We start from the raw sequence: 25,471 nt of genomic DNA, 5'->3' as shown, positions 1-25,471 counted from the left end.
GCAAACAGGGCCTCAGAGCAACCAGAGGCCCGCCCACATCGCCAGTGTCAGCAACACCTGGCCGGGCACCACATACACGGCGAACCGGCGCCCGCCGCTGACCCAGGCCACGACGCATTTGCTCAGGGAATTGCTGCTGACCGCGAGCAGCACAGGCGCGGCAATGACATCAAACGGCAACAACCCGGACTTGGCCAGGGCCGCAATCGAGGCCGTCGAGGCATGCGCATCGGCGAACCCGGTGAAGGCTGCCGTCAGCATCACCCCCACCTCGCCGAAGTAGTTGAGCATCATCGACGACAGAAAGGTAATACCGGTCATGGCCAGCGCGACCACCACGGCCAGCTTGAGGTTGAAGGCCCCACCGACCTTGATCGGCTGGCTGGGGCCGGTCACCGGCTTGTGAAACATCAGACCCAGGCCATAGAGCGCGGTGGCGATGGTCCCGCACAACAGCGGTCCCCACACGTGACGCAGCAGATCGGGTTCAACCGCCCCCAGGATCAGGCCGACCTGCGTGAAGGTGGCCAGGTTGGAGAAAATCGCCGCCGCGCCGAGAATCTTGATGTTGCCGGGCTCCGCGCTGACCCGATGCCCCATCGTGGCGATGGTCACAGTGCTGGAGGCAAACCCGGAGGCAATGGCACTGAGCGCATAACCGTAACGGCTGCCGAGCGTTCGCACGGCAATATGGCCCACTGCGCCTACCGCCATCAGCAGCACGGTCAAGGCGCAAATGGTTCGCAGGTTGATCGCCGAATAGGGGCCGATGAAGCGGTCCGGCGCCAACGGCAATACCACCAGCACCGCCACCAGCAGCACCAGCGCGTCGCGCATTTCCGCCTCGGTCAATTGACTGCGCGCAAAGTGATGCAATTTCTGCCGATACGCCAGCAACCCCGCCATCGCCACACCGATGGCCGTGGCCAGCGCCGGCGCGGTAACGCACAACCCGCCCAGCACCAACACCGTGAACAAGGCCACTTCGCTGGTCACGCCGGGGTCATCGCTCAGGCTGCGCCAGTACGCCACCGTGACCAGCAACGCCACACAGGTGGCCATGATCCCCAACAGCAAGCCGCCGCCCACTTGCATCGCGCCATACCCCAGTAACGCGGTAATCGCGAACGTGCGCAAACCGGCACAGGCACGGCTGTCCCCTCGCCCCTTGTGCCGTTCGCGTTCAAGGCCGATGAGCATGCCGATCCCCAGCGCAGCCGCCGCGCCGGTCATGCCACCGAGGGTTTCATTCATTGGACTCTCAATCCGGCCAGGCCGGGGGGATCTGCATTCAGTTGACGCCAGCGTGCGCCAAACCGTTCATGCCCAGGTTGATCATGATCAACCTCTCCGAGTATGGCCCAGGCAACCAAACGTCGGCCGCCCTCGCGCCGACACGCGCAGGTTTGACAAAGATCAAGCGGCCCATCCTCACCATTGCCACTATGGACTTCAGGTAAACGCTCCAGCCAACCCTCGCGGCCACTTCAGGCCTGCGTCTGTGTGAAGACCCAAGGGAGAATTGTCATGACCGAACAAGCACGCTTCATGCTCATTGCCTCGCCCCTGATGGAAAACAGCCCCGCGTTCGACCGGGCCGCCGCGCTGGCCAAGGCGCAAGACGCGGCGCTGCACATCGTCGCGTTCGATTTCCTGGAAGGCCTGGCCACCGCAAGCCTGGTCAACCGCGACGCCCTGGAGCAGATGCGCCTGGGGTACGTCGAGCGCCACCGCCAGTGGCTGGAAGATCAGGCCCGGCCCTTGCGCAAGATCGGCGTGACCGTCACCACGGAAGTGGTCTGGGTCGAACGTCCGTTGCAGGAAATCCTGATCCACCTCAAAGAGCAGCCGATGACCCTGGTGATCAAGGCGCTGCAACACGAATCGCTGCTGTCACGGATGATGTTCACGCCGCTGGACATCCACCTGCTGCGCGAATGCCCGGTGCCGCTGCATTTTGTCAGCAACGTGCAACACGCCTTGCCGCGCCGGATCGTCGCGGCCGTCGACCCGTTCCATCGCGATGGCCAATACGAAGGCTTCAATGACCGCATCCTGCATGAGGCGGTGAAGCTGGGTACGGCCTGCAACGCCCAGGTCGACGTGGTGTACGCCTATGACCTGTCGTCCATCGGCGCCGATGAGTTCGGTTTCGGCGACGCCACCAAATTCTTCTCCTCGACCAAGGCCAAAACCCTGTTCGACGCCCAAGGTGAAGCCTTCAACGCGCTGGCCGAACGCAACGGCATTCCGCCGGAACAGCGGCACATGGTGATGGGCAACCCGGCCAAAGTCCTGTCCAGTTATGCCGATGCCTACAACGTCGACGTGATCGTCATGGGCCGGGTTGGCCACCGCGGCATCGGGCGGCTGATCGGCAGCACAGTGGAACACCTGCTGTACAAAATGCCGTGCAGCGTGTGGGTGGTGTCGCCGGAAGTCATCGAGGAATAAGCAACGACCGCGCGCCATCGAAAAAAATGGGCCGCCGTTTGCACGGCAGCCCATTTTTTATGGCGCGGCGCTACACCAACCGCTCGATCGCCTGATGCTTCCAGACCTTTTTGTAATACGCCGTCTGCAACACCAGCATGCCCAGGTAGGCCACGGGAAAGGCCATCCACACGCCCTGCAACCCAAACTGCCCGTCCAGCACATACGCCACCGGCAACTGCACGCCGACCACGCAGAAAATCGAAATCGCCATTGGCACCAGCACCGAACCGCTGGCGCGCATGATGCCGCCGACAATCGCCTGGAATCCAAACACCAACAGGCTCCAGAGCATGATGTGCAACAGATGCTCTGCCATCGCCCGGGTCGAATCCTCGGTGAGAAACAACCCCAGCAACCAGTGCGACAGCAAATACCCCAACACCACCAGACCACCGGTCAGGCACACATTGATCAACAGCCCCGTGCGCAAAATCGGCCCCATGCGCTCAAGCCGCCCTGCCCCGATCGCCTGAGCGCCAAGGATCGACGCGGTGATCGCAATCGACAACGCCGGAAACTGCACGTAATTGACGATCTGCGTCACCGCCCCATACGCCGCCGTCGCCTGTGAACCGTGCCGATTCACCAGCGCCAGAATCACCAACTCCGACACCGACAACACCACCATCTGCAACCCGGTCGGCAAACCGATGCGCAACACCTTGCCGAGAATCACCAGGTCCAGGCGCATCGCCGCAAACATCTCCCGATCCGGCGCCAACGGATGCCCCTTGCGAATCAAGCGCCACGCCAACCAGCCCATCGCCGACAAATTCCCCGCCAGCCCCGCATACGCTGCACTCTGAATCCCCATCATCGGCAACCCGAACCACCCCCGAATCAACGCCGGCGTCAGCGCCAACCCGATACACGTCGACACCACCAACGCAATCAACGGCGACACCGTATCGCTGACCCCGCGCAGCAACTGAGTGAACAGCACGTAGACCAGCAGCGACGGCATGATCCACATCATCACGTGGGCGTAAGACACCGCATCGTCAATCACGTCGGCCGGTGTGCCGAGGCCTTGCAGGGCGGGCCGTGCGAAGACGCTGCCCAAAATCGCCACTACCAGTCCGATCATTGCGCCCAGGAGCAACGTGGTGCCGGCGATGGTTTTCACCAAGTGCGGCTCGCGCGCGCCCCAGGCTTGGCCGATGAGCACGCCAGCACCTGCGCCGAGGCCAATGACCAGGGCGATGAAGAAGAAGACGATGGGGAACATGCCCGACACGGCGGCCAGGGCCTGGGTGCCGAGCATTTGGCCGATGTAGATGCTGTTGATGGTGCCCGACATGGATTGGAGGAAATTGGAGAGGACCATGGGGGCGAGGAAAAGGAGGTAGGTTTTCCAGAGGGGATGTTGAGGGGCTGGGGTTTGCATTGAGGGTCCGTCTCGGGGTGGGCGCGGTTTGGGAATTCTACGCTAGGGGCTGGGCGTCACCTGTTCGATTTCGTGGGTTTGGACAGTGCGTGTAAATGTCCACTTTCGGCCAATAGCGGTCATTGATAGCTGCATAAGCTTCACCTGCATGATTAGGCACTACGACAAGCGGATGGTGTTGGTTGCGCCGAACAGAGCTGCTTGCTCTTCGGCCATGTTGAGCAAAGCATCGACGACAATTTCTTGTCTGCCATAGCGTTCACTCTTCTCTTCAATCTTTCTATTTCACAAAAAATGGGGCTACTTGACGGTAAGCGATGTAATCCAATCGTTGACCGTAATGACGGTTGCGGAGCGCGGAAACAGGTTGGTCATAAGTTCGTTGTGTAGTGTGGGCTTCGGGTCAGCGCAAGCGTCGAAGAGAATGGTCATTACATAGTCCTCGTCTGCCGCAGCTGCAAAGGTCGATAAGATGACGCCACTTGTGGAGACTCCCGCCATGATCAGGTGCTTAACGTTCGCCGCGCGGAGCACATCGGTTAGATCATTTCCGCAAAATGCACTGAAACGGTCTTTATCGACAACGGCTTCGTCGTGTGTCGGCTGGAACAGCGGAATGAGCTTACTTGCGCCGGGCGGCAACAGATTTTTTGTTCTGAAGGGCGCGAATGCCTTGTTGGTCAGGGCAATGTCCGAGTAGTCAGGCAGGAAGTTGACCTTGCTGAAGATAATAAGCAGACCTGCTTTGCGGCCCGCCGCCAGTGCCTGCGCCGCACGAAGAGAAGCTTCATGGGCATAGGCCTGATCGCCGACACCCACCTGGTAATCGAGGATTAGTAAAGCGCTGTTCATTGTTTCCGACATCGTATTTTTCTCCTGATTCAAGGATGCATCCGCGCACACTTCGCGTGAATTAACGACGTTTAGTTTCCGGCCGAATAGGGAATCGGATGCCAAATGTAGGTCCGGTCACGATGTTCGACATGGCCCAAGCCTGGGAAGGATATGTGGGCGCCCCCGACCAGGTAGCCTTCTTTGGCAGCTTGATCTAAAGCTTTACGCCGCGAACTGGCAGCGTCGGTAGCGTTCACGTCGTATTGGATCGTTATTTCGGGATGGTCCAGTTGAACCTCGGTCGAGTGAACGGTGTCACCCCACAGCAATAGTTTTTGCCCCTTACTTTCGATCATGTAGCCCGTGTGACCCGGTGTGTGACCGTGTAATGGAACAGCGCTCACCCCAGGAAACAGGGTCGCCGGCGCGGTAAATGTTTTCAACTGACCTGAGTCGACATAGGGGCCGACCGTTTTACGCGACTGCTCGAAGGTGGTTTTGCGGGCGGCGGGGACTTTTGCCTCCTCGGCCTGACTGAGCCACAGCGCAGGGTCTGCCTTGTCTACATAGACGGCTGCGTTTGGGAACACACGCTTACCCGCTACGGTTAAACCACCCGAGTGGTCGGCATGAATATGGGTGAGCAGGACCGTGTCGATGTCCTCTGGGCTATAACCGGCGGCGTGAAGATTGGCGACGATCTTTCCTGAGGTGGGGCCAAACAATTCACCGGCACCTGTATCTACCAGGATCCGTTGCTTACCCGTATCGATCAAAAAGCAATTGATGGAAAGCTCGACCGGCAGTGCTTCATGCGCTCCGGCGTAGGCGGCGCGTACCACATCAGGCTTGCTCATAATCGAAGCGAGATCCCTGGGGGCGGTTCCGTCAGACAGAACCGTGACCTTGAAATCCCCAAGAGGAATTCGGTAATAGCCAGGCGCCTGCTTCAACACATCAGCGCTTGCCGGGCCGGTCGCAAGGAGTAGCGCGGCTAACGCGGGAACTAAAAAGCTGCGTAGTACGTTCATTGGGCTTTCCTCATACATCGTGTGAAAAGTTATGCCGTGAAGACTCATCTGCTGCCATTCGGCTTAAGCAGAAATAGTGATTGCTCACGTAGTGGCTTGCATGTTCAGCTTCCGTTTTGACGGTTAGATAAACTCCCAAACGTATTGCCCGGCAGCCTGGGTAACGCGACCAACGGAGGACTCGGTGAAATGGCTGGTGAATACGGTTGTACGACCAGAACAAGCGTGTTGCAGTAACCATTCTCGCGATTCACAAGCCGCCGGCTGCTCCCCGCAGAACATCGAATTCCACCCCGGACTTACCACTTGCAGCGGACTGTGCATGACGTCTCCGCAGAACAATGCAATTTGATTAGCGGATTCGATAGTGATGCTCATGTGCCCTGGGCTGTGGCCGGGAGTGGGATGAAATTTGATCCCCGGTAAAATCTCTACACCATGATTTCCAATCACCTGTAATTGACCAGCGTCGCGCACCGGGCGGATGCTGTCCTCGAAAACCACCGCTCGTGATGCAGACGCCGGCGAGTCGTAAAAATCCATTTCCGCCTGAGAGCACACGTGCATAGCATTAACAAAAGTCGGTATCCAGCGATCGCCATTCCACACGGTATTCCAGCCGACATGATCGACGTGCAGATGGGTATGGAGGACGTAATCAATGTCGCCAGGATTCACGCCGGTTGACGTTAAATTTTCCAGCCATGGGCTACGCAGTTGGTGGAACAGACTGCTGAAAGGGCGGTCTTTGGCATTACCCGAAGCCGTGTCGATCAGCAGTCGGTGTTGCGGCGTTTCTACCAGCCAACTGTGAATGCTCATTTCAACCGCACTGTCTTGCGTTAACTCAACAGCGGTGTTTGCCTTTTTTAGTCGTTCCGGAGTGGAATCTGGATAGAGTTGACCGACAGTCAACGTGCGAAATATCTGTTCGGTGATTTTCGTTATTCGAATATCACCCATGTCATAAACATCGGAACTGTTCATGAGTTCTCCTTCTTGGCAGCAAAAAATGTGACGCTATTCAGCGGGTTTGCACGGCAGACGTTGTGATGACCCGAGATCGCCCAACAGCCAGGGTCGCCCAGGTATAGAGGACCGCAGCGAGAGCTGCTGAAACGGTCCCGACAATGGCCAGCGCGATGCCCAGCCCGTTCTGGTCGTCAGCCATTGATTGGCTGATATAACCCACCGCGAATGGCCCGATTCCCCCGCCAATCACATTGGTCATGAACACCAACAGTGCGATAGAACGCCCTCGCATTCGATTTGGAATGGCGATCTGCAATGGAATGGGCGCTAACGCCATCACAATGCTCGCCGCAAAAGCACACAAGCCGTAAAAGGTCACTGCGATGCTGAAGGGGGCCAACGGCGCAACTAGCGCGAGTGGGATCAATAATGTGCAGGCGTATGCCGCAACCTTGAGGGCAGTACCTAACGCTTGTGCATCCTTGGCACGTCTGACCAATAGTCCAGCGGTGAGTACACCGACGACTCCGCCAATCATGTAGATAGGCCCGGTGACTTTCCCCACGTAGCTCGCCTCAAGCGCAAAGTGCCGGATTAATACGGTGGGAAACCAGGCAGTGAACGAGTAGAACAACATGATCAGGCAGGCATAGCCGAAGAAATACGGCAGGCAGAACCGGTTTCGAACAAATAGCTCCCTGAGTACTTCGCTGAAGGGCGGCGCCACATCTGAATTGACTGCGTTCGCCCCTCCCGCATGTTCTCGCCTTGAAGGTTCTTTAACGGTGAAAAACACCAGTGCTGCCAATAGGAAACCTGGCAAACCAACACACAGGAAAACCACTTGCCAGGCGTGCATAGAGGTAGCGTCGAGAACGTCATTACCTGGTTGGTTCAGCCAACCCAGCAACGCCCCCCCGCCCGTCAGTGCGGCGCCGCTTCCGATATAGGGGCCTAGCATGAAAACACCGGTGGCACGACTCAATCGACGTGGAGCGTAGAGATCGGCCAGCAGCGATAACACCGCGGGGCTGAGCGCTGCTTCCGCGATCGCGGTGCCTGCTCTCCACACCAGTAGCTCGGAAAAACTTCCCGCGGTTGCGCAAAGTGCCGTGAAACAAGCCCAAATCGCCACGCAGATAGCGATGATGTTCACCCTATTGGATCGGTCTACCAAACGCGCCACGACAACCCCGGCCGTCGCATAACACAAGGTGAATGAGAAACCTTGCAACATCCCGATCTGTGTATCAGACAGACCTAGCGTTGCTTTAAGCGGCTGCACCAGGATGCTGACGATCTGGCGGTCGAGGTAAGAAAAGGCAAAACAGAGCAGAAACAGGCCGACGCTGTACGCCGAACCTCGATTGTCTTCAGAAGCAGGTCCCGCAGAGCGGAATACGTTCATAACGCACACTCCAGACGTGGATCGGCAGTCACTACCAAGTAGCAGGAGACGCCAGCACGGCGATGCAGTCACCGGCGGCTACGTGAGCAAAGGTGCGCTGGACCATCACTTCCCCGTCTTTTGCAAAGTGCAACTCCTCCGCCGGTTCCCATGGTGCGTCGATGTCAAACAAGCGCCCCGCCAATTGCCCTTTGAGCACGCGGGTGCCTATGGAGAAACAAGGTTCAAATACGCCGCGGGCGGTTGCAAAAAGGTAGTGGCCAGCATCTTCAACCTTGACCAGTCGTGTCTTATGGACGGCCGTCGGTGGAACTTCATGGAGGACGCCCAGGCTATGCAGGACCCTGTGCAATCCATCCTCGACGATCTTGAGGTTTTCGGGATCGCACGACGCCCCACCGCCGAATTCTCCACACAGGAACAGCTTCCCCTGGCGCTCGGCTGCTGCGCCGTAGGTTCGATCCTCTCCCAGCAGGTTCATGACCATGGTGGTAGGAGCGGCGAAAGCGTCGACAAGATGCAGGTAGTCATCGTGCAAAGCTATGTTGGCCGGCAAGGAAGCAAGTAACGCTGGTGCATGCTGGAAGGAGGCTCCTCCAGCATGTAAATCAAGAATCACGTCCGAGATGGGGAAAAGCTCGGTATCGACATAGTGGGCAATCATCTCGGTCAGGCTACCGCTACGGTTGCCTGGAAAAAGGCGGTTGAGATTTCCATGGTCGATTGGAGAGGTGCGAGTGCCGTTCTGAAATGCAGGAAAATTGAGCCCGGGTACAACGATCAACCGCCCGTTGATTTCCAGGGATTTCATACGCTGTATCAACTTCATTAGCGCAACCGGCCCCTCCAACTCGTCGCCGTGATTTCCTCCGGTCAATAAAACCGTTGGGCCGACCCCACACTTGAGCACGACTATGGGAATTGGGATACGGCCATAAGCCGAGCGGTCGTGGGAATGAGGAAGCATCAATGCTCCCTGCTGAAATCCTTCTTGTGAAAAATCGACCGTAGAGGCAATGAGTGATCTTTGATTGTTATTACTCATACAACACTCCTGAACTGAAGGGTGGCCGTGGAAAACGACTACCCCACTGTCCGCCAGAGTGCTTAACAACGAAAATGCCGTTTTATGAGGTCAGTGATGCCTTTTAGGCATCGCCCATGGCGATTTTTTCCCGCGCAGTAGTGAGTGCTTCGACAAATCTCAACAGTAAAGGACTGTTGTTATCGCCTTTGTAAACAAAGACCAGTGGCATCGGTAACGACAGATCGGCGAGTTTGATAAACCGGACTGACGCTGGCGGCCGACCAAGGTTGGCCGAGTTCACCAGAGCCGCACCAATCCCCGCCCCGACCAGTGCGAGAATAGCGGACTCAGTTTGCTCTTCCTGGGCGACGTTGAGGCTTACTCCCAGTTCAAAGCAGGTGGCCATAAGTTGATCGTAATAGACCGGATAAACCCAGCGCGGAAATGTGATGAAGGGCCGGTCGGCTACATCCTTGAGTGTCAGTTGATCGCCACGGTGTGGCCAATCCGCGGGTATCGCCAATAGCAAACTGTGCTGCGCCAATTGCAGCGTTGCCAGTTCCTCAGCAAACGGGCGATAACGGTAAACAAATCCACCATCGAGCGCCCCGTCTTCAATTCGCTGGACCTGTTCAGGTGTATTGAGCGGGCTCAGCTCCAAGCTGGCACTAGGCGTTGCGACCTGAAAACGCCTGAGTGCTTCTGGAACAATTCCGTCCCAGCTGCTGTTCTCGACGAATCCAAGGCGCAACCTGCCTGCCCAACCGGTAGAAATGCGTTTTGCCTTGCGTGCTGCCGCCTCAAGATCCCTCATGAGTTTGTGCACATCGAACAAGAATGACTCGCCGGCGGTCGTCAGAGTCAAACCGCGAGGGTGCCGGTCGAATAGCTCTAACCCAAGCTCCTCCTCAAGGTCATGGATCTGACGCGAAACGGCAGGTTGAGTGACATGAATCCGCTCGGACGCTAGACGAATGCTCTTATGCTCAGCGACGGCAACAAAGTAGCGAAGATGGCGCAGCTCCATTTTGACTCCTTCGTCAAATGGTCGAGACAATCTGCCTACAGGTTACGCTACCGGGCTCAAGCTACGAGGTTTTCTGGAGTAGGGTAAAAATCCCGCAAATCTATTGGTTTCTACGTCGAACTCTTTCAACTGATCAGGTAAGCGCATTAGGTCGATAGCTGTCCTTCTTTACGAGAAGCAATCTGCCTTATGCGAAGGGCAGCTTTGGGTCGATTTCTGCCCATCGTGACAGGAAGAAATCGGCCAAGAATGGTCACCGGGATGCGCCGGGAAAACGTGTTGATTTAATGGGCATCAGGAATGACTGTGTGTGCCGACGCGATGGCTGATATCTTTCCCGCGCTGCAAATCGCGTCCAATCGACGCCGATCCCATCAAGGAAGATAAAAACAATGAAAATATTATTCATCGCTTCGCTAGGAATTTTATCGCTGACTCAAACATCACTATCCTTCGCGGATAATGCTAATGGAAAAAATCTCTATCTACAGCGATGCAGCATGTGCCACGGAATGGATCTCAAAGCAACAGGACCGCTGGCTAATAAAAGCAATCCGCCTACACCTGATCTAACAACGTCCGCTTTCAAAAAACGATTAACTGATTATCCGGGCGTGATTGTATCTTCGATAATACTTCGCCCAAATGGCGACTTAATTCCAAGAACCTTGCGTGAGAATGGAGTAAAGCTATCGCCGCACTCATGGAGCGTTAAGGATTTGCGCGATTTAAGTCAATACATGGGTGGTATGGTTTCACAAAACCGATGACATTTGAAGTGCCTGGTCCTGTGCTGTCACCTTCGATTGACATGACGCCAGCGCTTGACTCTGTCCCTTGGGGCAACCCTTAACTGCCATGGCGCTGAGGGCTCAGCAGACCCGGTTGCTCATACAAACGAATGGCTTTTGGAGTGCACCCCGACAACTTGGCAAGTTCACCTATGTATAAATGACGCTCCTCCCTGATCCAGCGCCGGCCCGCTGTTTGCTGGCTGTGACCGGATGTCGTCCTGGTGCACACGGTGTTCATGCAGAGTCGCTCAGCGGCACCGCGACAGGCAGAAAGCGGCCATTAGCTGCCATTCGTGACAGACAGCAGTCGGCCAAATGAAGACCTTGAAAGTGCCTGGAAACCTAGGGCGAATCAAATCCACCATATTATTCATCCGCAATATGAATTCAGGATGAATGCTTTAATCACGCGAAAACAAATCGTCAATTGGATCGATAGCACTAAATAATCGCTCGGACAAACTCACGCGTTGATCTCTATAAGACTCATAATCTGGCTCATGCTCTGCTTCATTAAAATATTTATCGTAGAATCTATCTACATCAACTAAGTCTACAACACCATCAGCCACACTGGATGAATCATTAGCACCCAACTCGACAGCTTTTTCATCCATTAGCTCCATAAATTTTCTGCGAGCTGCTGATTGCGAACCACCATCAGAAAATACCTCTGCATCTGGAAACTCATCTTCAACTGACGCGATTAGGTAATCCGTGATGACTTGATCATATGCATCGTAAAGCGATTGATGCTCTACAACTTCAAAGCATTTGACAAGCTGACTTAAAATCAGTAATTCGTCATAACTTGGGTCATTGGCAAAGGCTCCAGCCAAGAACGCTTCCACAGTCATTTTATCAACACTGCCACTGCGCAGCGCCCATAAAAGTACTCGTGCCGATGCCAAGAAGGATCGGCAACACTTCTCGCCACAAATAAAATCAATCGCTTTTAAAAGACTTTGGTCTGATAAGTTAAATTTTTTACCAAGCTCAGACCTTGAAATACATAATTGAGCTACAAATTCGGCATTAGACCCAAGGAAATTAACATCTAAAACGGATGAAAAGATATGACCTATCACTTCAGTCGCCACGCCAGCACTGATTATCTTGTTATCCTGCATATCCTTCAGCGTCTTCAATGAAGATTGTGTCTTCAGGCTACCAAAGCACTGCCGTAAAACAGGGGTGTTACGGGCATATCTGTTGAGTACGAAGTCACCTAAAGACGGGTTAAATAACCGAACAAAAGGCTGATTTTCGCTTACTACTAATCTCGTGAGCATCGAACCAGATAGGTGACGGAGGTTTAGTAGAAAATCTTTTTTTCCAGTAAGACTGGCGGCTCCTGGATTCTCTAGATATCGCGCAAATGCCTCTGAAAGCTCAGGCTCAGTAATCACGCGCCCGTTCATAGCGACCAGCAAAACCAAGGCACGGCCACAGTCATCCAGTTGCGCTTGAAATGGATGATCCCAGACCTGAGACGGATCATCTAGCAAACCAGCTATATGAGCCCAGTAAGACTCGGATGGGACATCCTCCAATCGCTGGGCATCGGTAATAAATCGGATTAGCCGAGGATTAAAATTCCTATGATCAATAATAGTTCGATAACGTTTATGCGAGTACAACTGCTCAACATATTCAGCATCTATTTCAGAATGCCAGATATAATTGTAAAGAATTCTCGCCTTATCGATCTCCGCCAAAGATTCAAGTGTAATCTCAAACTCATTTCTATTTATATTTGAGTTGTAGAAAACATCGTTTAAAATTTTTCCTTGATTTAGAATAGTAGTTCGAGATGTCAATACAAATCGCTTTTGGGGATTTTTGACTATGCGCCTAATAAAACCAACAATCTTGGCGCCCTCATGGCCAGAAAGCGCTTCTAGGTAGTTGCGGCCCAAAAAATCATCAAAATAGAAAATTTGCTTTGAGTCAGGGTCGAAGATACTCTCAGCCTCTTTAATATCATCAGAAATGACCGAAAGCTCAAAGCCGTCTGCGACGTACTGTAGGATTAGCTGCCCAGCCAATGTTGTCTTACCAATGCCAGCTGGACCCGTGATGATAACAACACTCGTAGATTCCAGTTTATCAATCGCTTGATTATGATTTACCGTAGCCACATATAGCTTAGAGGCCTCAATTATCTCGCCAAGCTCAAACTGGCTCCTATCATGTATGGGCTTATTAAGCATATACGCAAGAACATTCGAACTAGCAATCCAGAGCTTATAGTGCCGTCTTTCAACATCTGGATACTTCGCGAGCATATCACTCAAATCCTGTCGACCCAGTATATCTGCTGGAGACAAAACAAATGGTGAAAGTTTCTGCATCAAAATTTTTTTATCATTAAGTGAAAGCGAGTGAGACAAGGCTAAGATATATCGACTTGGCGATAATTTTTGAACTTTAAGGCTTTCAGAATCCGCAATAGATTTAACGAGCTTTTCTAACGGCGTCGAAATCCAATGCTTACACTGGAGAATCCACTCATCCCCCTCGGACCTAAAAAAGCGCCCATCCACTCCAGCGTCACGTCCGGGCTTGAATCTTTCGAATCTACCCCCTTCCCTCGCGCTTAGCAGGTCAGCGCAAAAGACTTCGAACTCTTTATCGTTTAGCCGCGAAAAATCGTAATCGCTCACAAAAGCCTCGCTCAGAAATGGACCACATGCCAGTAAACCGCTCAGCATGAAAGTGTAGTTGATGGAAGCCGCACATGAACCATCGCAGTGATAGCAGCAATGATGCGTGCTTTCTTGGGCTGGTCAGCCATATGACTTAGTGCATTGCTCCAATACAGCAACGCGATGTCGAATAACGGATGATCTGACTGGCCGCTTCTGGCCGGTTTCTGCCTTCCACAACCGGTTGAAACCGGCACATAGCTGACGGTGGCGACAGGCAGAATTCGGTCAAAAGTTGCCTTGCGCAACAGGCGGAAATCGGCCAACAGCGGACGCTCGCGGCTTAGCTCAGATCTTACGTATACAGTAATATCCGTCTGCACCGCCCAAGCTATGGAGTCGGGCTATTAGCCATGAAGGTATCAAGTGAATCTACAACTTGAAATTGAGAGGATCTTTGGGGGTAAAGCATTTGCCAGGCCGCTTTTCTATTCCTATCCAGGAGGTCTGCGTTTTGAGCTCTCTGAAACTGGCGGAGTGATTGAGCAATTTCTAACAGCACTACGAAAATCAACAAAGATCTGCAGCGATATCTTCCTTGATGACGCGACGCTTGTTGCTTGTCTGCGCATTCATTCTGGCAGCAACCGATTTGCTCATCGGCCCCTGATTCACGCTCTTCGATCTGCCGGCATTAACATACCCACGGAATTCTCAGTCTGGAGTGAGGAGATAGATCCGGAGGAATGGTTTTGCGAAAGGCATCCGGAGTATTGGATCAACATCGCATTTGAAGCGCCTGCGACTCTGCTTCAAGCATTTCTTTGGTGTGCTTTGGCTAGGGACTTTGCCGCAATTCAGCCTAAACCCAACTGCGTTTTATACCTCTTCAATTTGAAGAAGCACGTCATGGTTTTTCCCTACGACGATAGAGGTATGGATGTGGTCGGCCCCAACAAAGATCTGCTTTCACAGCTGTATCGTCTGCATCATACATACCTGCTGGATTACGACCGACACACGATGGACACCACATTTGCAGCGCCTGCGCGCTAGTCTCATTGCTTACATTGGAGCTGAAACCGTGCCCACAGCCCACATGGCCACCGTCTCCTTTGGGTCGATCGGCACTTCATGTCAGGCAGTAATCGGCCAAAAGCGGCCCGTGGACACCCTAATGGCGAAACAGTAGCTTATGTAGCTAGCGGGCGAGAAATACTCAACAGCGGATCATCCCGCCCATGCCGTGTTTCACTTTGGACGATGTCGAGAAATGGGACCGAAAACTGAAGAGCTGATCTGCATTCTTGATCAGCTTGCAATCGTGCTTGAAAGCGATGGAGACACCCACTGGTGCTTTTGGATGCGTAAGGCAAGGGCACTATTGCTGGATTCTGATTACTATGGGATTGAGTATCTACTGTCAGCCTATGGCGGAATGGGCTCATTAAATGATCTCATTCTTGGTCAAAGCTATGTCGATGGCGTCCTTTCTTGGAATCCAGGTCATGTCGAGCTAAACGAAAAATTCATTGAATTGCGCAACAACGCTGAACAGCTCGCCAACGCAATAAAACGGTCTCAAACTTGATCAGGCACCTAAACAACGCCCCCGCAGCCACGTTTCTGTATTCCCTTCGCGCCAAACCTTAGACGGCAATAGATGAACCCAACTCTCGACACGGCAGCTAATGGACATCTGACACTCAGTTTCAACGAGTTGTCAGACGCTTGTTGGCTATTGCTAGCTGAAAACCTGATCAAACTCCGAGGGTTCAAACGATTGGGTTCACCTGTCATAAGCATTGATGAAAAAATTCACCAGAATTTCCAATGTGCTGAGTTCAGCCTCGCAGCCGGCTGGGACAATTGGTCTGGGCATTATTTGCTATCAAACTCAGTGGTGGGCGATGTTTTTCTGCAAAAGCTATTCGATCAGCTCCTGACAGGCGACTCAAGTCATTCGCTCCGCTTACTGGGAATGCGTGCCTGGGCGTTCGGGAACGTCTGCAATGGGTCCAGGCTGTGTGAAAACACATTTTTATAACGATTCGGCCATGGGGGCATTTGTCCAGGTTTTGAGGCACCATATGGTCTCTAGGAATCCAGCAGCTCGACGCAGCTCGCAAACCAAATCAGGAAGAATGAATGCCTTCCCGTCGCCGCCTCAGTAGTGTCTGTCAAAGTATTGCGCATCACGCTGCCAGCGGTCTGTCGTACGTACACCCACATCTGTTGCAAGCGCTCAAAGTAACCGGGGAGCCTATCGCGACGGTGGATCTACTGAGTGCGACCCCATACCCGAAGGAGCTTCGCAGTCATCCCCACCTTCCCACCGCCCTCTCTTCATTACGTGATCGTTTTGAACAAATTTTGAAATCTGAAGGATTTTTAATAACCGACCTCAACGAGGCCAAACTATTTTTCAAACCTGATGGCCAATACCACGACGAGTATTGTTGCGAATGTCACGCAAGGTTGTCCCATTCAAGCGGCCGTAAATACTTTGCGGCAGTCAATTGCATGGGTAAATCCATTGTTCCCCAGCTCGCCAATTTATGTCCAATCCCCACCGGCAATGTCCTCAATCCAGATGAAAAGCGAGCTTAGCTTTAAGGCCAAAAGCCGAAATACAGCGAGGATGATCTAAGCTTCTGATCGTCTAGATCGTATCGGGGGGCGATCATGAAGCGATTCATTGAAGGCGAGGCCCGGACGCAAGTGACTCTTCTGCCGGAGTGCCTGGACGATTACGTAACCGAAGAAAATCCAGTCCGAGTGGTCGACGTTTTCGTCGATGAACTCGACTTGGGGGCACTTGGGTTTGAAGGTGTTGATCCTGCTGCAACGGGTCGTCCGGCCTATCATCCAGCGGTCTTGCTAAAGATCTATATCTACGGCTATCTCAATCGGATTCAGTCCAGCCGCCGGCTTGAGCGTGAGGCCGAGCGCAACGTCGAGTTAATGTGGCTAACGGGGCGCTTGGCTCCGGACTTCAAAACCATTGCCGACTTTCGCAAAGACAACGGCAAAGCCATTCGCAGCGTATGCCGCCAGTTCGTAGTTCTTTGTCGCAACCTCAATCTCTTCTCCCAATCGATCATCGCCATCGACGGCAGCAAATTCAAAGCCGTCAATAATCGCGACCGCAACTTCACTCAGGGCAAGGTGAAGGCACGCATGCAGCAGATCGAGCAGAGCATTGATCGATATCTGGCGGCGATGGATTCGGCGGATCGGGCAACGCCCGAAGTGGCCGAGGCCAAAGCAGAGCGGCTTAAAGAAAAGATAGAAACACTGAAAAAGCAGATGCAGAAACTCAAGGACATCGAGACGCAGCTCCACGAAAGTCCAGACCAGCAGATCTCCCTCACAGACCCAGATGCACGCTCAATGGCTACGAGCGGCCGAGGCACCGGAACGGTTGGCTACAACGTACAAACAGCTGTCGACGACAAACACCATCTGATCGTTGCCCATGAGGTGACCAACGTTGGTAATGATCGTGGGCAACTGAGCAATATGGCGAACCAAGCGCGTGAAGAAATCGAGGCTGAGTCGCTAACGGTGGTGGTCGACCGAGGCTATTACAAAGGTCTGGAAATCCTTGCTTGCGAGCAAGCCGGCATCACTACCTTCGTACCGAAACCCCTCACATCGGGCAGCAAAGCCGAAGGCCGATTTGGTAAGCAGGACTTCATCTACCTTGCTGCATCGGACGAGTATCGATGCCCTGCGGGACAGTTACTGACCCGGCGGCATTCTTCGGTGGAAGACGGCATGCTACTGCACTGTTATTGGTTCTCGGGCTGCCAGTCCTGCGCAATGCACAAGCAATGTACGACGGGTAAGGAGCGCCGGGTAAAGCGCTGGGAACATGAAGCCGTAATCGATGCGATGCAGGTACGGCTGGAAAATGATCCAACGATGATGAGGCGCCGCCGACAGACCGTTGAACATCCTTTTGGAACGCTCAAATATTGGATGGGAGCCACCCACTTCCTGACCAAAACACTTCCGCGGGTAAGTACCGAAATGAGTCTTCATGTACTCGCCTACAACCTCAAACGAATGATGAGCATCTTCGGCATTGTAGGACTGCTTGAGGCGATCAGGGCGTAAATCCAGCCACTTGGCTCGCCAGTTAGTAGCCGTTTGGGCCGCTGACGCGGCCCAAACGGCATTACGGACGTCTATGTAGCTGACTAAGGTAATTCGCGCTTCCGCCCGCTGATTTCACAGGCAATCCTCGCGCCTCTCAGTTTTCGAGGTATTTAGCGCGTTTTCACACAGCCTGGGTCGATTTCCGCCCTTCACGACAGGCAAAAAACGGCCAGAAGCTGCCTTTCGCTAGTGGCAGCGATGTGTCGCGACCTGAAATTGTCGTCACTGAAAAGTGGTCGTGACAGCTCGATTAGTTCGCTAAGACGGGGATTGAAGTACGCAGCAGCAATACATGATGTGCCTATTCCCTTGGTCTGAATTGCCTGAGCTGATACTCAAGGGAGTCAAAAAGTTGAAGAATCTCGTCGCCAGTGACATCCAGTCCGCATTCGAAACACTTCAATCTGAGTAAATCTTTAAACGAGGCGAACCGATGCACGGCAGGCTGAAGATCAGCGCCGCAATTTGGACACGTCAGCACACACGGGTCCACTTCTAGCATTGCAGCCACCACTCTCTGGCTCGTTTCAGATATTAAACGATATCTGGAGCCTCTAACTTTGAGAAAAATCAACAAGCTGTCGCATCCGGTCACGGAGGGTGGCGCCTGACTGACCCCTATTTTCGCTCGTGACGATCACACAGTCACCAACCCAGCCGAGATCAATCCTGACCGCAGCTCTTGGCCTTTCACTGCCGGTCATGTTTGCTAAGGGGGCGCGTCAAATCCGGCCTAGATGGCTGGTTAGGTCGAATTCAAATGAGTGGTCAAGGCAGTGTAATTGCCCAGGCGTCAGCGGATCTGGACAAGTAGCTGGAGCCTGCGGCGAGTTCAGCTAGTCTTCCCTTACCAGTTGTTCAAGGAAGATACCCATGTCAGATAACTCAGAAGCCAACATAGCGACAGCAGACGCACTCACACTACTCCTGCACAACCAGCACGCCATATGTGCGGCCATTGAGGAGGTGACCAAGTGGCTTTCTGAGAATGGGGTGGGGGAGCGTTGCCGCTAACGCAATTGCGGCGATGGAAGCCCTGGACCGGAATGCTCAAGACATCACAGACGCGATCATGCGACTGCGGCGGTTATAGGTATGCCCAAATACTTCGGTGCTTCGCGGGCTCTAAAAATGCGAGGTTGAATGAGGAGGTTGCTCATGTGCATACGCTTTATGGATGAGACGCGACCCATCGAGCTGCGCAGCGAGCGACTGGTTCGATTAAATAAATGGAGGTCGTGCCAGCTTCAAAGCTTAGCACTGCCTTGGAAGACGAGGCAGTTGTCCGCCCAATGGCAGGCAGTGCTTCGGCCGCGGTCGGTACACACTTCCCCTGCGTTCCAATCGTGCTTACCTCGCTGCGTACACGGTGCGTGAATATTTGACAGTGCGCGCTCACCGATACTCCGCTAAATCCTCACCAGCCCTTACAGATCAAGGCGTTCAGCCTGGCGCTGGCGCATCGTCGCCTCGCTATCCGTCAAATCCTGTCAAATATTCCGTCACGGCGTAGGCAAAGTGGCGTAGGTTTAGGGTGTATGCATATCCCATCACTTGGGCGCTCCGACACTGCGTTGATTCCTACACAAAGCGTCGTTTTCTACACGCAGGAACCGGTCATTCAAACAACTGGCGGCGCATCATTCATGGATTCGTGCTTTCGCAACAGGCATTGGCGATCAGATGGGGGGAGTGAGCCTCTGAGCCTAGTGACACATCCCACAATATTCTGTTGCTCAGCCTAGCGGCGAGCCAGCCAATAAACATCTGAAGTTCTGCCCGCTAGTAAACATAATCTACCGCTTGGAGCATGTATGTTCGATTGGATCAGCAATATCCGTGTAGGCACGAAACTTGGTCTTGGCTTCGGCCTGGTGTTGACGCTAAGTTTTCTGCTCGCTCTCACTGGCTGGAAAGCAATCAATAGCCTCGATGAGCGCGGCGTAAAAGTACAGGGCATCGCTCGTGTCAGCGAGATGACCAAGGACCTGCGAATTCATCGTTTGCAGATGGAGCTCAACCCCAAGGGCGATGGCGCCCAGTTGATCCTCCAGACACTTGAGAAACTAACTGAGCATTTGAACACTGTGCGTGTTGACCTGACTGCGCCCAGCGATTTGGCGCTGATTGAGCAGCAGATAGCCGCGGTCAAGGTGTACCGCGATGCCCAGGGTGCCTTAAGCCAAGCGGGAGCCGATCTGGCTCCGGTGTTCGCCCGAATGGGTGTGCAAGGCGAAATTCTGCTCAATACCACCCAGCAGTTGATAGCGTCGCAATCCGCGAAGCGCGATGCCGATTTGTCTTTTGCTAAAACCCTGCTTGCTAGCATCGCTGCGCTGGCGTTGCTGCTCGGTGCCGTCGCGGCCTGGGTCATTACCCGGCAAATCGTTACACCGTTGCATCATGTCCTCAAAGACGTCGATCGTATTGCCTCCGGCGATTTGAGTCAGGACTTGCAGGTCAATCGCCGCGATGAGGTGGGGCAATTGCAGATAGGCCTGCAACGAATGACCACCAGCCTGCGCGAACTGATTGGCGGTATCGGCGCTAGCGTCATCCAGATTTCTAGCGCTGCCGAAGAGTTGTCAGCCGTCACCGAGCAGACCAGTGCTGGTGTGAATAGCCAAAGAGTCGAAACCGATCAAGTTGCTACTGCCATGAACGAAATGACCTCCACGGTGCAAGAGGTAGCGCGTAATGCTGAAGAGGCCTCTGACGCCGCGGCGGCCGCAGATCAGCAGGCCCGCGAAGGTGACAAAGTTGTTGGCGAGGCCGTGGCTCAAATCGAACGTCTAGCTATGGAAGTCGGCAACTCCACCGTGGCTATGAGTAATCTCAGAGAGGAGAGCAACAAAATCGGCGGCGTACTCGATGTTATTAAGGCGGTCGCACAACAAACCAACCTTCTCGCTCTCAATGCCGCCATTGAGGCCGCGCGAGCTGGTGAAGCTGGAAGAGGCTTTGCGGTAGTTGCCGATGAAGTTCGTAGCCTGGCGCAGCGTACCCAGGAATCCACCGAAGAAATTGAAAAGCTGATCTCCAGCTTGCAAAGTGGCACTCGAGAGGTCTCCGCCTTTATGGAGAGCAGTCGTATATTGACTGATAGCAGTGTTGAATTAACTCGTCGTGCCGGAGCCTCGCTGGAAAATATCACCCGCACGGTGTCTACGATACAGTCGATGAATCAGCAGATTGCCTCAGCTGCCGAACAGCAGAGCGCAGTGGCTGAAGAGATCAACCGGAGCGTGCTCAACGTGCGTGATATCTCTGAACAAACCGCCGGCGCTAGTGATGAGACAGCTGCCTCAAGTATCGAGTTGGCACGCTTAGGCCAGGAGCTTGATGTTTTGGTTAAGCGCTTTCGATTATAGGGCTGATCTAAAGTGCACCCCAATTAGCTAGCCGGTAGAAGGATAGATTGAAGCTGACGCTGGCTAGCATTGCATTTCGCGGGGGATTGCGTGGGGTGTTTCGCGAATCGGGGTTGACCGGCCTCATTCATGGATATTTTCGCAAACCGACGTCTACGGTGAAAAACGCTGCGATACCGTGGAAACCACAGTGGAAACTTTGCACTTGGCAACCACCCGCTCTGGTAACCGTTAGCCAGGTTCGCGCCAGCATCGTGTAGGAGGGTGCGAACCAGAAGTGCGAACTACGGGTGCGAACCTTGGGTACGCCAGCTATTGGCCGATTGGTGCCAGTCACCACCGGCTGCAATCGACCCTGAGCTGCCCTTCGCCGAGAGCAGCCCGCGGCCAGAAGCAGCCATGGACACGCCGCTAACAATTCGAATTTCAGTGTGACCGTGTAGTGTTTTCCTGCCCGTTAGCTTAATTGTTAGGACTACAAGATGATCTGGGAGAGTTGGTACTGGAAGCAACCGCTGCTGGAGGTGGCGGAGCGTCTTGAGAGTTTCAAGGCGTCCAATGATCTATCCGAAGACCAAATCGCTCAAGTGGAGCGAGACATCTTCATTGGTTTCTATTCAGCAAGGAAGCTTTTCGATGCCTCCGCCAAGATTACAGATAGGACACGCGGCCTTTCTCTCTTCCTTCAAAAACATTCAAACCTAAAACCCGTAACGTGGCGAAATAACCACAAACTCAGAGCTTTATGACCCATCCAGGAGTTGTAAGGAGACTCGGGATGTGCTGTTCGTTGTGGACGAATTATCCACAGCTTCGTTTTTGCGCCCTGCGAGTCAGAAACCGGCGGCCTTTACGGGGCGTTCTTTAGCTCTGATCGGGATAAGGACAGCCACTTGTACTTCATCAATATTGATCAAGTGATTTCATTATTTACCCAAGTTGGCAGTGATGATCCTTGCCACATTGAACGTTCTCGCGATCCAAGTACGGGCACAGAGATAATGGTAGTCAGGTGAGATCTCCCGTACTTTTCAAAATTGATACACGGTATCAGAGTTGGCGGATTTATTGTCTGAAAATAGATCTGCCCTTCTTTTTTTAGGCTCAACAAATAAAATTGAACTTATCGAATCGCAATATCTCTCCGGTACTGACGCCCGTCAAACTTGAAGACGTCATGCGAACTAATCTTACCGTTCAAATCGCAAATCGTTGCATAGCCGTTTTCGACTGTGTCCAACATCTGTAGGTCTTTGGGGCCGTTATCCCCCGAGCGTGTCACCTCAATGTCATAATAGCCGTTGGGCCGCTCAACAACTCGCAGCTCGCTGCTCCATCCACGGTCATCAGGTGCACATTGCCCGACGATCAACTCGAGTACTAACTTGAAGGTATCGCCCATTTTAATGTGCAAGGATTGGCGCATATTGAACCACCCTTGATTTCCACCACCATCTTTCATAAATACGCCGAAAGTCTCATGGGAGATTGGCAGTATCTGTATCTCCGGTGGATTGCCCCAGCTCCCACCCCAGAAGACCCCAATTCCCTCGGCAATTAGATTCCAGCCCTCATCAGACTTTTCGAATTCGAAAAAACTCATATGTGGGGAGCAGGCGTGGTATTCGGCATCGAGCTCCTTTGAACTGTAGGCCAAAACAATGCGCTCTCGATCTCGAAGGTGGAGGTAGTACTCATTTTCAAAGTAGTGGGCGACAGGCTGCTGAGGCTCAGGAATCAGCACTGACCAATCAGCATTTTCAAGGGCTCTTTCTGCCAGTTGTTGTGCTGCCGAAAGATTCCACCTGCCCTCAATGTCAGCTTTTGCTGTCGGTGAGGTAAGTGTACCTATCCGGTTTACGAGTTGTTCCAGTAGCGCAACTGATTCTGTGCGCGCTGCATTGCTTAATTCCGTTTCGGTGAACGCCCGCTTGTTCACCATGTCGTTCGCACGAAGTTCGGCAAGGCGTTTCCACGCCTCCAGAATCTCCACTGGATACGGTGAGTCGTCTGCGTCAACGAGCCTAGAATGCGTCTGGCACATCCAGATGCCATTATCAGGATGCTTGCGCTGCGCCGGGGATTGGTCGGGATCGTAACGAGCCCCCCCAGGAGCAGCCGCTTTGATGTGGCAAGCGACACCGACGCTGAATGCTCCATCTCGCTTGGATTTCGAGCCATGAGTGTGCACATGACAGTCAGGTTTTGAGCAAACGTTCCCTGCCATATCACGCAGCAGGCGAACTGTCTTAGGCGAAAAATCATCGCGACTTGAGCGCATAGTTTTTTATCGGTCCTAGCTTTGGGACTTTTGTTTGTCGTCGCTTTGACGTTCAGATCCTCATTACTCATCTGCCGCAAATGCCTGTCAAATTGGAGATGATGCAAGGAAATAAGATTTTTTGCGATTCAGTTCTCGAATCCAAGCTTGAGGTGAGTTGATCCGGGTTTCCTAGATACTCCCGAATGACTACTTTTGGCCGATAGCATTCGTTCACGGAAGGGATGTAACGGTCCTAGGACCGCCATTAATCTCCTACATAAACTTCGGAATTCCTAACCTTGCCCGTCGTTCCGATGAAGCTTATAGTCCGCCCCGTCGCCCAAAATGGCGATTCAGGTTTGGCGACCTGATCATAGAGAATGCGAGGGCTGTCCGCTTTATTGCAGGGGTCATTGCACCCGCAAAGCCGCTGTTATGGCGGCTGTGCGCGGGAGACCTTCGGGTCTGCCGGTTTTCTCTGTGCCGGTTCGCCAACCTGCGCACAGCTGCCACCCAATCGTTTGGCGACGACTGAGTGTCGGCCTTGAGCCAATCAAACAGAGATCTTCAAATGAATAGATACATGCCTCTCACCGGAATCGACCTGATCCCGGCCTCCCTGCTCATCGACACCCAAGCTCCACTCGACGTCCTTCAAGCCATGGCCGACTACCGCATCCGCACCGTCACGCAGGTGCTGGAAAACATCGCCTTCCGCGCCGAGCTCGGTTGTGACACGGTGGTGTTGACGGACTTCTCGAAATTGCTGGCCATCCCATTGCGCGATGGCTGTGACTTGATGGATGTGATCGGCCGACGCTTGCGGGCGCAGGCGGCGGAGTAAATGAAAACGGGCGCCTATCGGGCGCCCGTTTTGTTTGCGGTCCGGAATGCTTTACTGGGACGTAGCATCGGACAACTCAACACCCCTCCCCTCACTGCAAAGGACTGCCAAGTGAACATCTCCGTTATCCTGCACCCCTTACTCAACATCCTGGTCTGGCTGCTACCGCTGATGCTGGTATGGACGCTGCTGCGCACGCGCCTGTTCAAAGGCTGGTTCGGTGAACGTCTGGTGCGTTTGCGCGCACACTTTAGATTGGATCGTCAGGTTTACCGTCGCCTGCATGACGTGACACTGATCACCCCGGACGGCACCACGCAGATCGACCATGTGTTTGTGTCGCCCTTCGGCATTTTTGTGCTGGAGACCAAGCACATGAAAGGCTGGATCTTCGGTGGTGAGAAGCAGGCTCAGTGGACGCAGCTGATTTACAAGAAGCGCTTCGCCTTCCAGAACCCGAACCGCCAGAACTACAAACACTTGAAGGCCCTGCAAGCGGCGTTGGGCATCGGCCCGGACTTTGTGCATTCGGTCATCGTGTTTGTCGGCCCAAGCACTTTCAAGACCAGGATGCCGGCTAATGTCACCCGAGGCGGTGGCTGGGTCCATTACATCAAGTCTTTCCAGCAAACGGTGTTCAGCGAGGCGCAGGTGACGGCCATGTTGCAGACCTTGCAAGCAGGTCGCCTGGCGCCGACGCTCGCTACCCGGCGTGAACATGTGCAACGCCTGAAGCAACGCGACGATCCATCGGCCTCGCGCCAATGCCCGCGCTGCGGCAGTGCGCTGGTGGTGCGGACATACAACGGTGGCCCGAGGAGCGGTCAACAGTTTTGGGGCTGCAGCACTTTCCCCAAGTGCCGAACGGTGCAGCCCATTTCGCCAGGCAGCTAAGCTGAACGAGTAGGCCCTTTCGCGAAGTGCCACAATTCAGGAGGCGCAAAATGAGCAAGCAACCTCAACCCCGTAGCCGCTCCAACCCTCAGCCCAAGTCCCGCCCGGTCGTACCTGACCTGCCCAGCAAAACCGGCAACAAGTCCGGGGGCTTGCGCGGTAACTACCCGCCGAAGAAGCCTTGAAGATGAAAAGAAGATGAAAGGTGACAGATCGATTTAAAGTGTTTTGGCCGAATGGTTTTATGAAGCAAAGCATCATGACGCGCTGATACATGCGCCCTTTTTCAGGAGGGAACGCATTATGCGAAG

At 53.7% G+C, this 25,471-nt stretch carries 23 protein-coding genes and 1 pseudogene; 12 read left to right on the top strand and 12 right to left on the bottom strand.

The annotated features are described in order from the left end of the window. Nucleotides 1–12: 12 nt before the first annotated feature. Nucleotides 13–1,254 (bottom strand): MgtC/SapB family protein, encoded by a 1,242-nt coding sequence (locus HP062_RS02210; RefSeq protein WP_172790733.1) that lies wholly within the window; start codon nucleotides 1,252–1,254, stop codon nucleotides 13–15. Nucleotides 1,255–1,527: 273 nt separating this feature from the next. Between HP062_RS02210 and HP062_RS02205 the strand changes: the two genes are divergently transcribed. Next, nucleotides 1,528–2,454 (top strand): universal stress protein, encoded by a 927-nt coding sequence (locus HP062_RS02205; protein WP_077749851.1) that lies wholly within the window; start codon nucleotides 1,528–1,530, stop codon nucleotides 2,452–2,454. Nucleotides 2,455–2,524: 70 nt separating this feature from the next. On the opposite strand, the gene HP062_RS02200 is transcribed toward HP062_RS02205, so the two are convergent. The 7 genes from HP062_RS02200 to HP062_RS02170 form a co-directional block, all read right to left on the bottom strand. Then, nucleotides 2,525–3,883: an MATE family efflux transporter gene (locus HP062_RS02200; protein WP_042932146.1), complete on the bottom strand. Its 1,359-nt coding sequence runs from the start codon at nucleotides 3,881–3,883 to the stop codon at nucleotides 2,525–2,527. Nucleotides 3,884–4,183: 300 nt separating this feature from the next. Then, the gene (locus tag HP062_RS02195) at nucleotides 4,184–4,768 is read right to left on the bottom strand and encodes a cysteine hydrolase family protein (protein ID WP_172790732.1); all 585 of its coding nucleotides are present in this window, start codon (nucleotides 4,766–4,768) and stop codon (nucleotides 4,184–4,186) included. Nucleotides 4,769–4,806: 38 nt separating this feature from the next. After that, nucleotides 4,807–5,748 (bottom strand): MBL fold metallo-hydrolase, encoded by a 942-nt coding sequence (locus tag HP062_RS02190; RefSeq protein WP_172790731.1) that lies wholly within the window; start codon nucleotides 5,746–5,748, stop codon nucleotides 4,807–4,809. 123 nt (nucleotides 5,749–5,871) lie between these two features. Continuing rightward, on the bottom strand, nucleotides 5,872–6,735 hold the full coding sequence (locus HP062_RS02185; RefSeq protein ID WP_172790730.1) for an MBL fold metallo-hydrolase: 864 nt from the start codon (nucleotides 6,733–6,735) through the stop codon (nucleotides 5,872–5,874). Between the two features lie 37 nt (nucleotides 6,736–6,772). Further along, nucleotides 6,773–8,128 (bottom strand): MFS transporter, encoded by a 1,356-nt coding sequence (locus HP062_RS02180; protein WP_172790729.1) that lies wholly within the window; start codon nucleotides 8,126–8,128, stop codon nucleotides 6,773–6,775. Between the two features lie 31 nt (nucleotides 8,129–8,159). Next, nucleotides 8,160–9,173, bottom strand: a complete 1,014-nt coding sequence (locus HP062_RS02175; protein ID WP_172790728.1) for a succinylglutamate desuccinylase/aspartoacylase family protein — start codon at nucleotides 9,171–9,173, stop codon at nucleotides 8,160–8,162. A gap of 103 nt (nucleotides 9,174–9,276) precedes the next feature. Next, complete coding sequence (locus HP062_RS02170) at nucleotides 9,277–10,182, bottom strand: LysR family transcriptional regulator (RefSeq protein WP_172790727.1); 906 nt, start codon at nucleotides 10,180–10,182, stop codon at nucleotides 9,277–9,279. Between the two features lie 392 nt (nucleotides 10,183–10,574). Here HP062_RS02170 and HP062_RS02165 point away from each other — a divergent pair, with 392 nt between their 5' ends. Next, on the top strand, nucleotides 10,575–10,952 hold the full coding sequence (locus tag HP062_RS02165; protein WP_172790726.1) for a cytochrome c: 378 nt from the start codon (nucleotides 10,575–10,577) through the stop codon (nucleotides 10,950–10,952). A 79-nt stretch (nucleotides 10,953–11,031) separates the two neighbouring features. On the opposite strand, the gene HP062_RS30895 is transcribed toward HP062_RS02165, so the two are convergent. The 3 genes from HP062_RS30895 to HP062_RS02150 all read right to left on the bottom strand — a co-directional run bounded on the left by HP062_RS30895 (nucleotide 11,032) and on the right by HP062_RS02150 (nucleotide 13,950). Then, on the bottom strand, nucleotides 11,032–11,214 hold the full coding sequence (locus tag HP062_RS30895; RefSeq protein WP_256666071.1) for a MerR family DNA-binding transcriptional regulator: 183 nt from the start codon (nucleotides 11,212–11,214) through the stop codon (nucleotides 11,032–11,034). 163 nt (nucleotides 11,215–11,377) lie between these two features. After that, nucleotides 11,378–13,642, bottom strand: a complete 2,265-nt coding sequence (locus HP062_RS02155) for a restriction endonuclease (protein WP_172790725.1) — start codon at nucleotides 13,640–13,642, stop codon at nucleotides 11,378–11,380. A 41-nt stretch (nucleotides 13,643–13,683) separates the two neighbouring features. Continuing rightward, entirely contained in the window at nucleotides 13,684–13,950 is a 267-nt protein-coding gene (locus tag HP062_RS02150) for a hypothetical protein (RefSeq protein ID WP_172790724.1), read from the bottom strand. A gap of 100 nt (nucleotides 13,951–14,050) precedes the next feature. Between HP062_RS02150 and HP062_RS02145 the strand changes: the two genes are divergently transcribed. The 7 genes and pseudogenes from HP062_RS02145 (at nucleotide 14,051) to HP062_RS02120 (ending at nucleotide 21,908) form a co-directional block, all read left to right on the top strand. Further along, on the top strand, nucleotides 14,051–14,680 hold the full coding sequence (locus HP062_RS02145) for a DUF3885 domain-containing protein (RefSeq protein ID WP_145310732.1): 630 nt from the start codon (nucleotides 14,051–14,053) through the stop codon (nucleotides 14,678–14,680). Between the two features lie 217 nt (nucleotides 14,681–14,897). Further along, entirely contained in the window at nucleotides 14,898–15,215 is a 318-nt protein-coding gene (locus HP062_RS02140) for a hypothetical protein (protein WP_172790723.1), read from the top strand. Between the two features lie 557 nt (nucleotides 15,216–15,772). Beyond that, nucleotides 15,773–16,234 (top strand): hypothetical protein, encoded by a 462-nt coding sequence (locus HP062_RS02135; protein WP_148058605.1) that lies wholly within the window; start codon nucleotides 15,773–15,775, stop codon nucleotides 16,232–16,234. Nucleotides 16,235–16,309: 75 nt separating this feature from the next. Next, nucleotides 16,310–17,746 carry an IS1182 family transposase gene (locus HP062_RS02130; protein WP_172790618.1) on the top strand — a complete coding sequence of 479 codons (1,437 nt, stop codon included), beginning with the start codon at nucleotides 16,310–16,312 and terminating at the stop codon, nucleotides 17,744–17,746. A gap of 915 nt (nucleotides 17,747–18,661) precedes the next feature. After that, nucleotides 18,662–18,881: pseudogene (locus HP062_RS30890) on the top strand (hypothetical protein). 721 nt (nucleotides 18,882–19,602) lie between these two features. Then, complete coding sequence (locus HP062_RS02125) at nucleotides 19,603–21,159, top strand: methyl-accepting chemotaxis protein (RefSeq protein ID WP_172790722.1); 1,557 nt, start codon at nucleotides 19,603–19,605, stop codon at nucleotides 21,157–21,159. Nucleotides 21,160–21,641: 482 nt separating this feature from the next. Beyond that, on the top strand, nucleotides 21,642–21,908 hold the full coding sequence (locus HP062_RS02120) for a hypothetical protein (RefSeq protein ID WP_172790721.1): 267 nt from the start codon (nucleotides 21,642–21,644) through the stop codon (nucleotides 21,906–21,908). Nucleotides 21,909–22,282: 374 nt separating this feature from the next. Here the strand turns inward: HP062_RS02120 and HP062_RS02115 are convergent, their stop codons facing one another. After that, nucleotides 22,283–23,440 carry a hypothetical protein gene (locus tag HP062_RS02115; RefSeq protein ID WP_172790720.1) on the bottom strand — a complete coding sequence of 386 codons (1,158 nt, stop codon included), beginning with the start codon at nucleotides 23,438–23,440 and terminating at the stop codon, nucleotides 22,283–22,285. 553 nt (nucleotides 23,441–23,993) lie between these two features. Here HP062_RS02115 and HP062_RS02110 point away from each other — a divergent pair. The 3 genes from HP062_RS02110 to HP062_RS30885 all read left to right on the top strand — a co-directional run bounded on the left by HP062_RS02110 (nucleotide 23,994) and on the right by HP062_RS30885 (nucleotide 25,345). Next, nucleotides 23,994–24,266: a hypothetical protein gene (locus HP062_RS02110; protein WP_077749846.1), complete on the top strand. Its 273-nt coding sequence runs from the start codon at nucleotides 23,994–23,996 to the stop codon at nucleotides 24,264–24,266. A 171-nt stretch (nucleotides 24,267–24,437) separates the two neighbouring features. Further along, complete coding sequence (locus tag HP062_RS02105; RefSeq protein ID WP_154911655.1) at nucleotides 24,438–25,160, top strand: NERD domain-containing protein; 723 nt, start codon at nucleotides 24,438–24,440, stop codon at nucleotides 25,158–25,160. Nucleotides 25,161–25,210: 50 nt separating this feature from the next. Further along, complete coding sequence (locus HP062_RS30885) at nucleotides 25,211–25,345, top strand: hypothetical protein (RefSeq protein WP_256580182.1); 135 nt, start codon at nucleotides 25,211–25,213, stop codon at nucleotides 25,343–25,345. Nucleotides 25,346–25,471: the final 126 nt, after the last annotated feature.

The sequence above is a fragment of the Pseudomonas sp. B14-6 genome (genome assembly GCF_013260315.1).
GTDB classification, from domain to species: Bacteria; Pseudomonadota; Gammaproteobacteria; order Pseudomonadales; family Pseudomonadaceae; genus Aquipseudomonas; species Aquipseudomonas mandelii.
This window is presented reverse-complemented; position numbering and strand designations above follow the sequence as displayed.

Coding starts and splice junctions, on each gene's coding strand:
- HP062_RS02210 (WP_172790733.1), bottom strand. CDS start 1,254: ATGAATGAAACCCTCGGTGGCATGACCGGCGCGGCGGCTGCGCTGGGG.
- HP062_RS02205 (WP_077749851.1), top strand. CDS start 1,528: ATGACCGAACAAGCACGCTTCATGCTCATTGCCTCGCCCCTGATGGAA.
- HP062_RS02200 (WP_042932146.1), bottom strand. CDS start 3,883: ATGCAAACCCCAGCCCCTCAACATCCCCTCTGGAAAACCTACCTCCTT.
- HP062_RS02190 (WP_172790731.1), bottom strand. CDS start 5,748: ATGAACGTACTACGCAGCTTTTTAGTTCCCGCGTTAGCCGCGCTACTC.
- HP062_RS02185 (WP_172790730.1), bottom strand. CDS start 6,735: ATGAACAGTTCCGATGTTTATGACATGGGTGATATTCGAATAACGAAA.
- HP062_RS02180 (WP_172790729.1), bottom strand. CDS start 8,128: ATGAACGTATTCCGCTCTGCGGGACCTGCTTCTGAAGACAATCGAGGT.
- HP062_RS02175 (WP_172790728.1), bottom strand. CDS start 9,173: ATGAGTAATAACAATCAAAGATCACTCATTGCCTCTACGGTCGATTTT.
- HP062_RS02170 (WP_172790727.1), bottom strand. CDS start 10,182: ATGGAGCTGCGCCATCTTCGCTACTTTGTTGCCGTCGCTGAGCATAAG.
- HP062_RS02165 (WP_172790726.1), top strand. CDS start 10,575: ATGAAAATATTATTCATCGCTTCGCTAGGAATTTTATCGCTGACTCAA.
- HP062_RS30895 (WP_256666071.1), bottom strand. CDS start 11,214: ATGAACACCGTGTGCACCAGGACGACATCCGGTCACAGCCAGCAAACA.
- HP062_RS02140 (WP_172790723.1), top strand. CDS start 14,898: ATGGGACCGAAAACTGAAGAGCTGATCTGCATTCTTGATCAGCTTGCA.
- HP062_RS02135 (WP_148058605.1), top strand. CDS start 15,773: ATGCCTTCCCGTCGCCGCCTCAGTAGTGTCTGTCAAAGTATTGCGCAT.
- HP062_RS02130 (WP_172790618.1), top strand. CDS start 16,310: ATGAAGCGATTCATTGAAGGCGAGGCCCGGACGCAAGTGACTCTTCTG.
- HP062_RS02125 (WP_172790722.1), top strand. CDS start 19,603: ATGTTCGATTGGATCAGCAATATCCGTGTAGGCACGAAACTTGGTCTT.
- HP062_RS02120 (WP_172790721.1), top strand. CDS start 21,642: ATGATCTGGGAGAGTTGGTACTGGAAGCAACCGCTGCTGGAGGTGGCG.
- HP062_RS02115 (WP_172790720.1), bottom strand. CDS start 23,440: ATGCGCTCAAGTCGCGATGATTTTTCGCCTAAGACAGTTCGCCTGCTG.
- HP062_RS02110 (WP_077749846.1), top strand. CDS start 23,994: ATGAATAGATACATGCCTCTCACCGGAATCGACCTGATCCCGGCCTCC.
- HP062_RS02105 (WP_154911655.1), top strand. CDS start 24,438: ATGCTGGTATGGACGCTGCTGCGCACGCGCCTGTTCAAAGGCTGGTTC.
- HP062_RS30885 (WP_256580182.1), top strand. CDS start 25,211: ATGAGCAAGCAACCTCAACCCCGTAGCCGCTCCAACCCTCAGCCCAAG.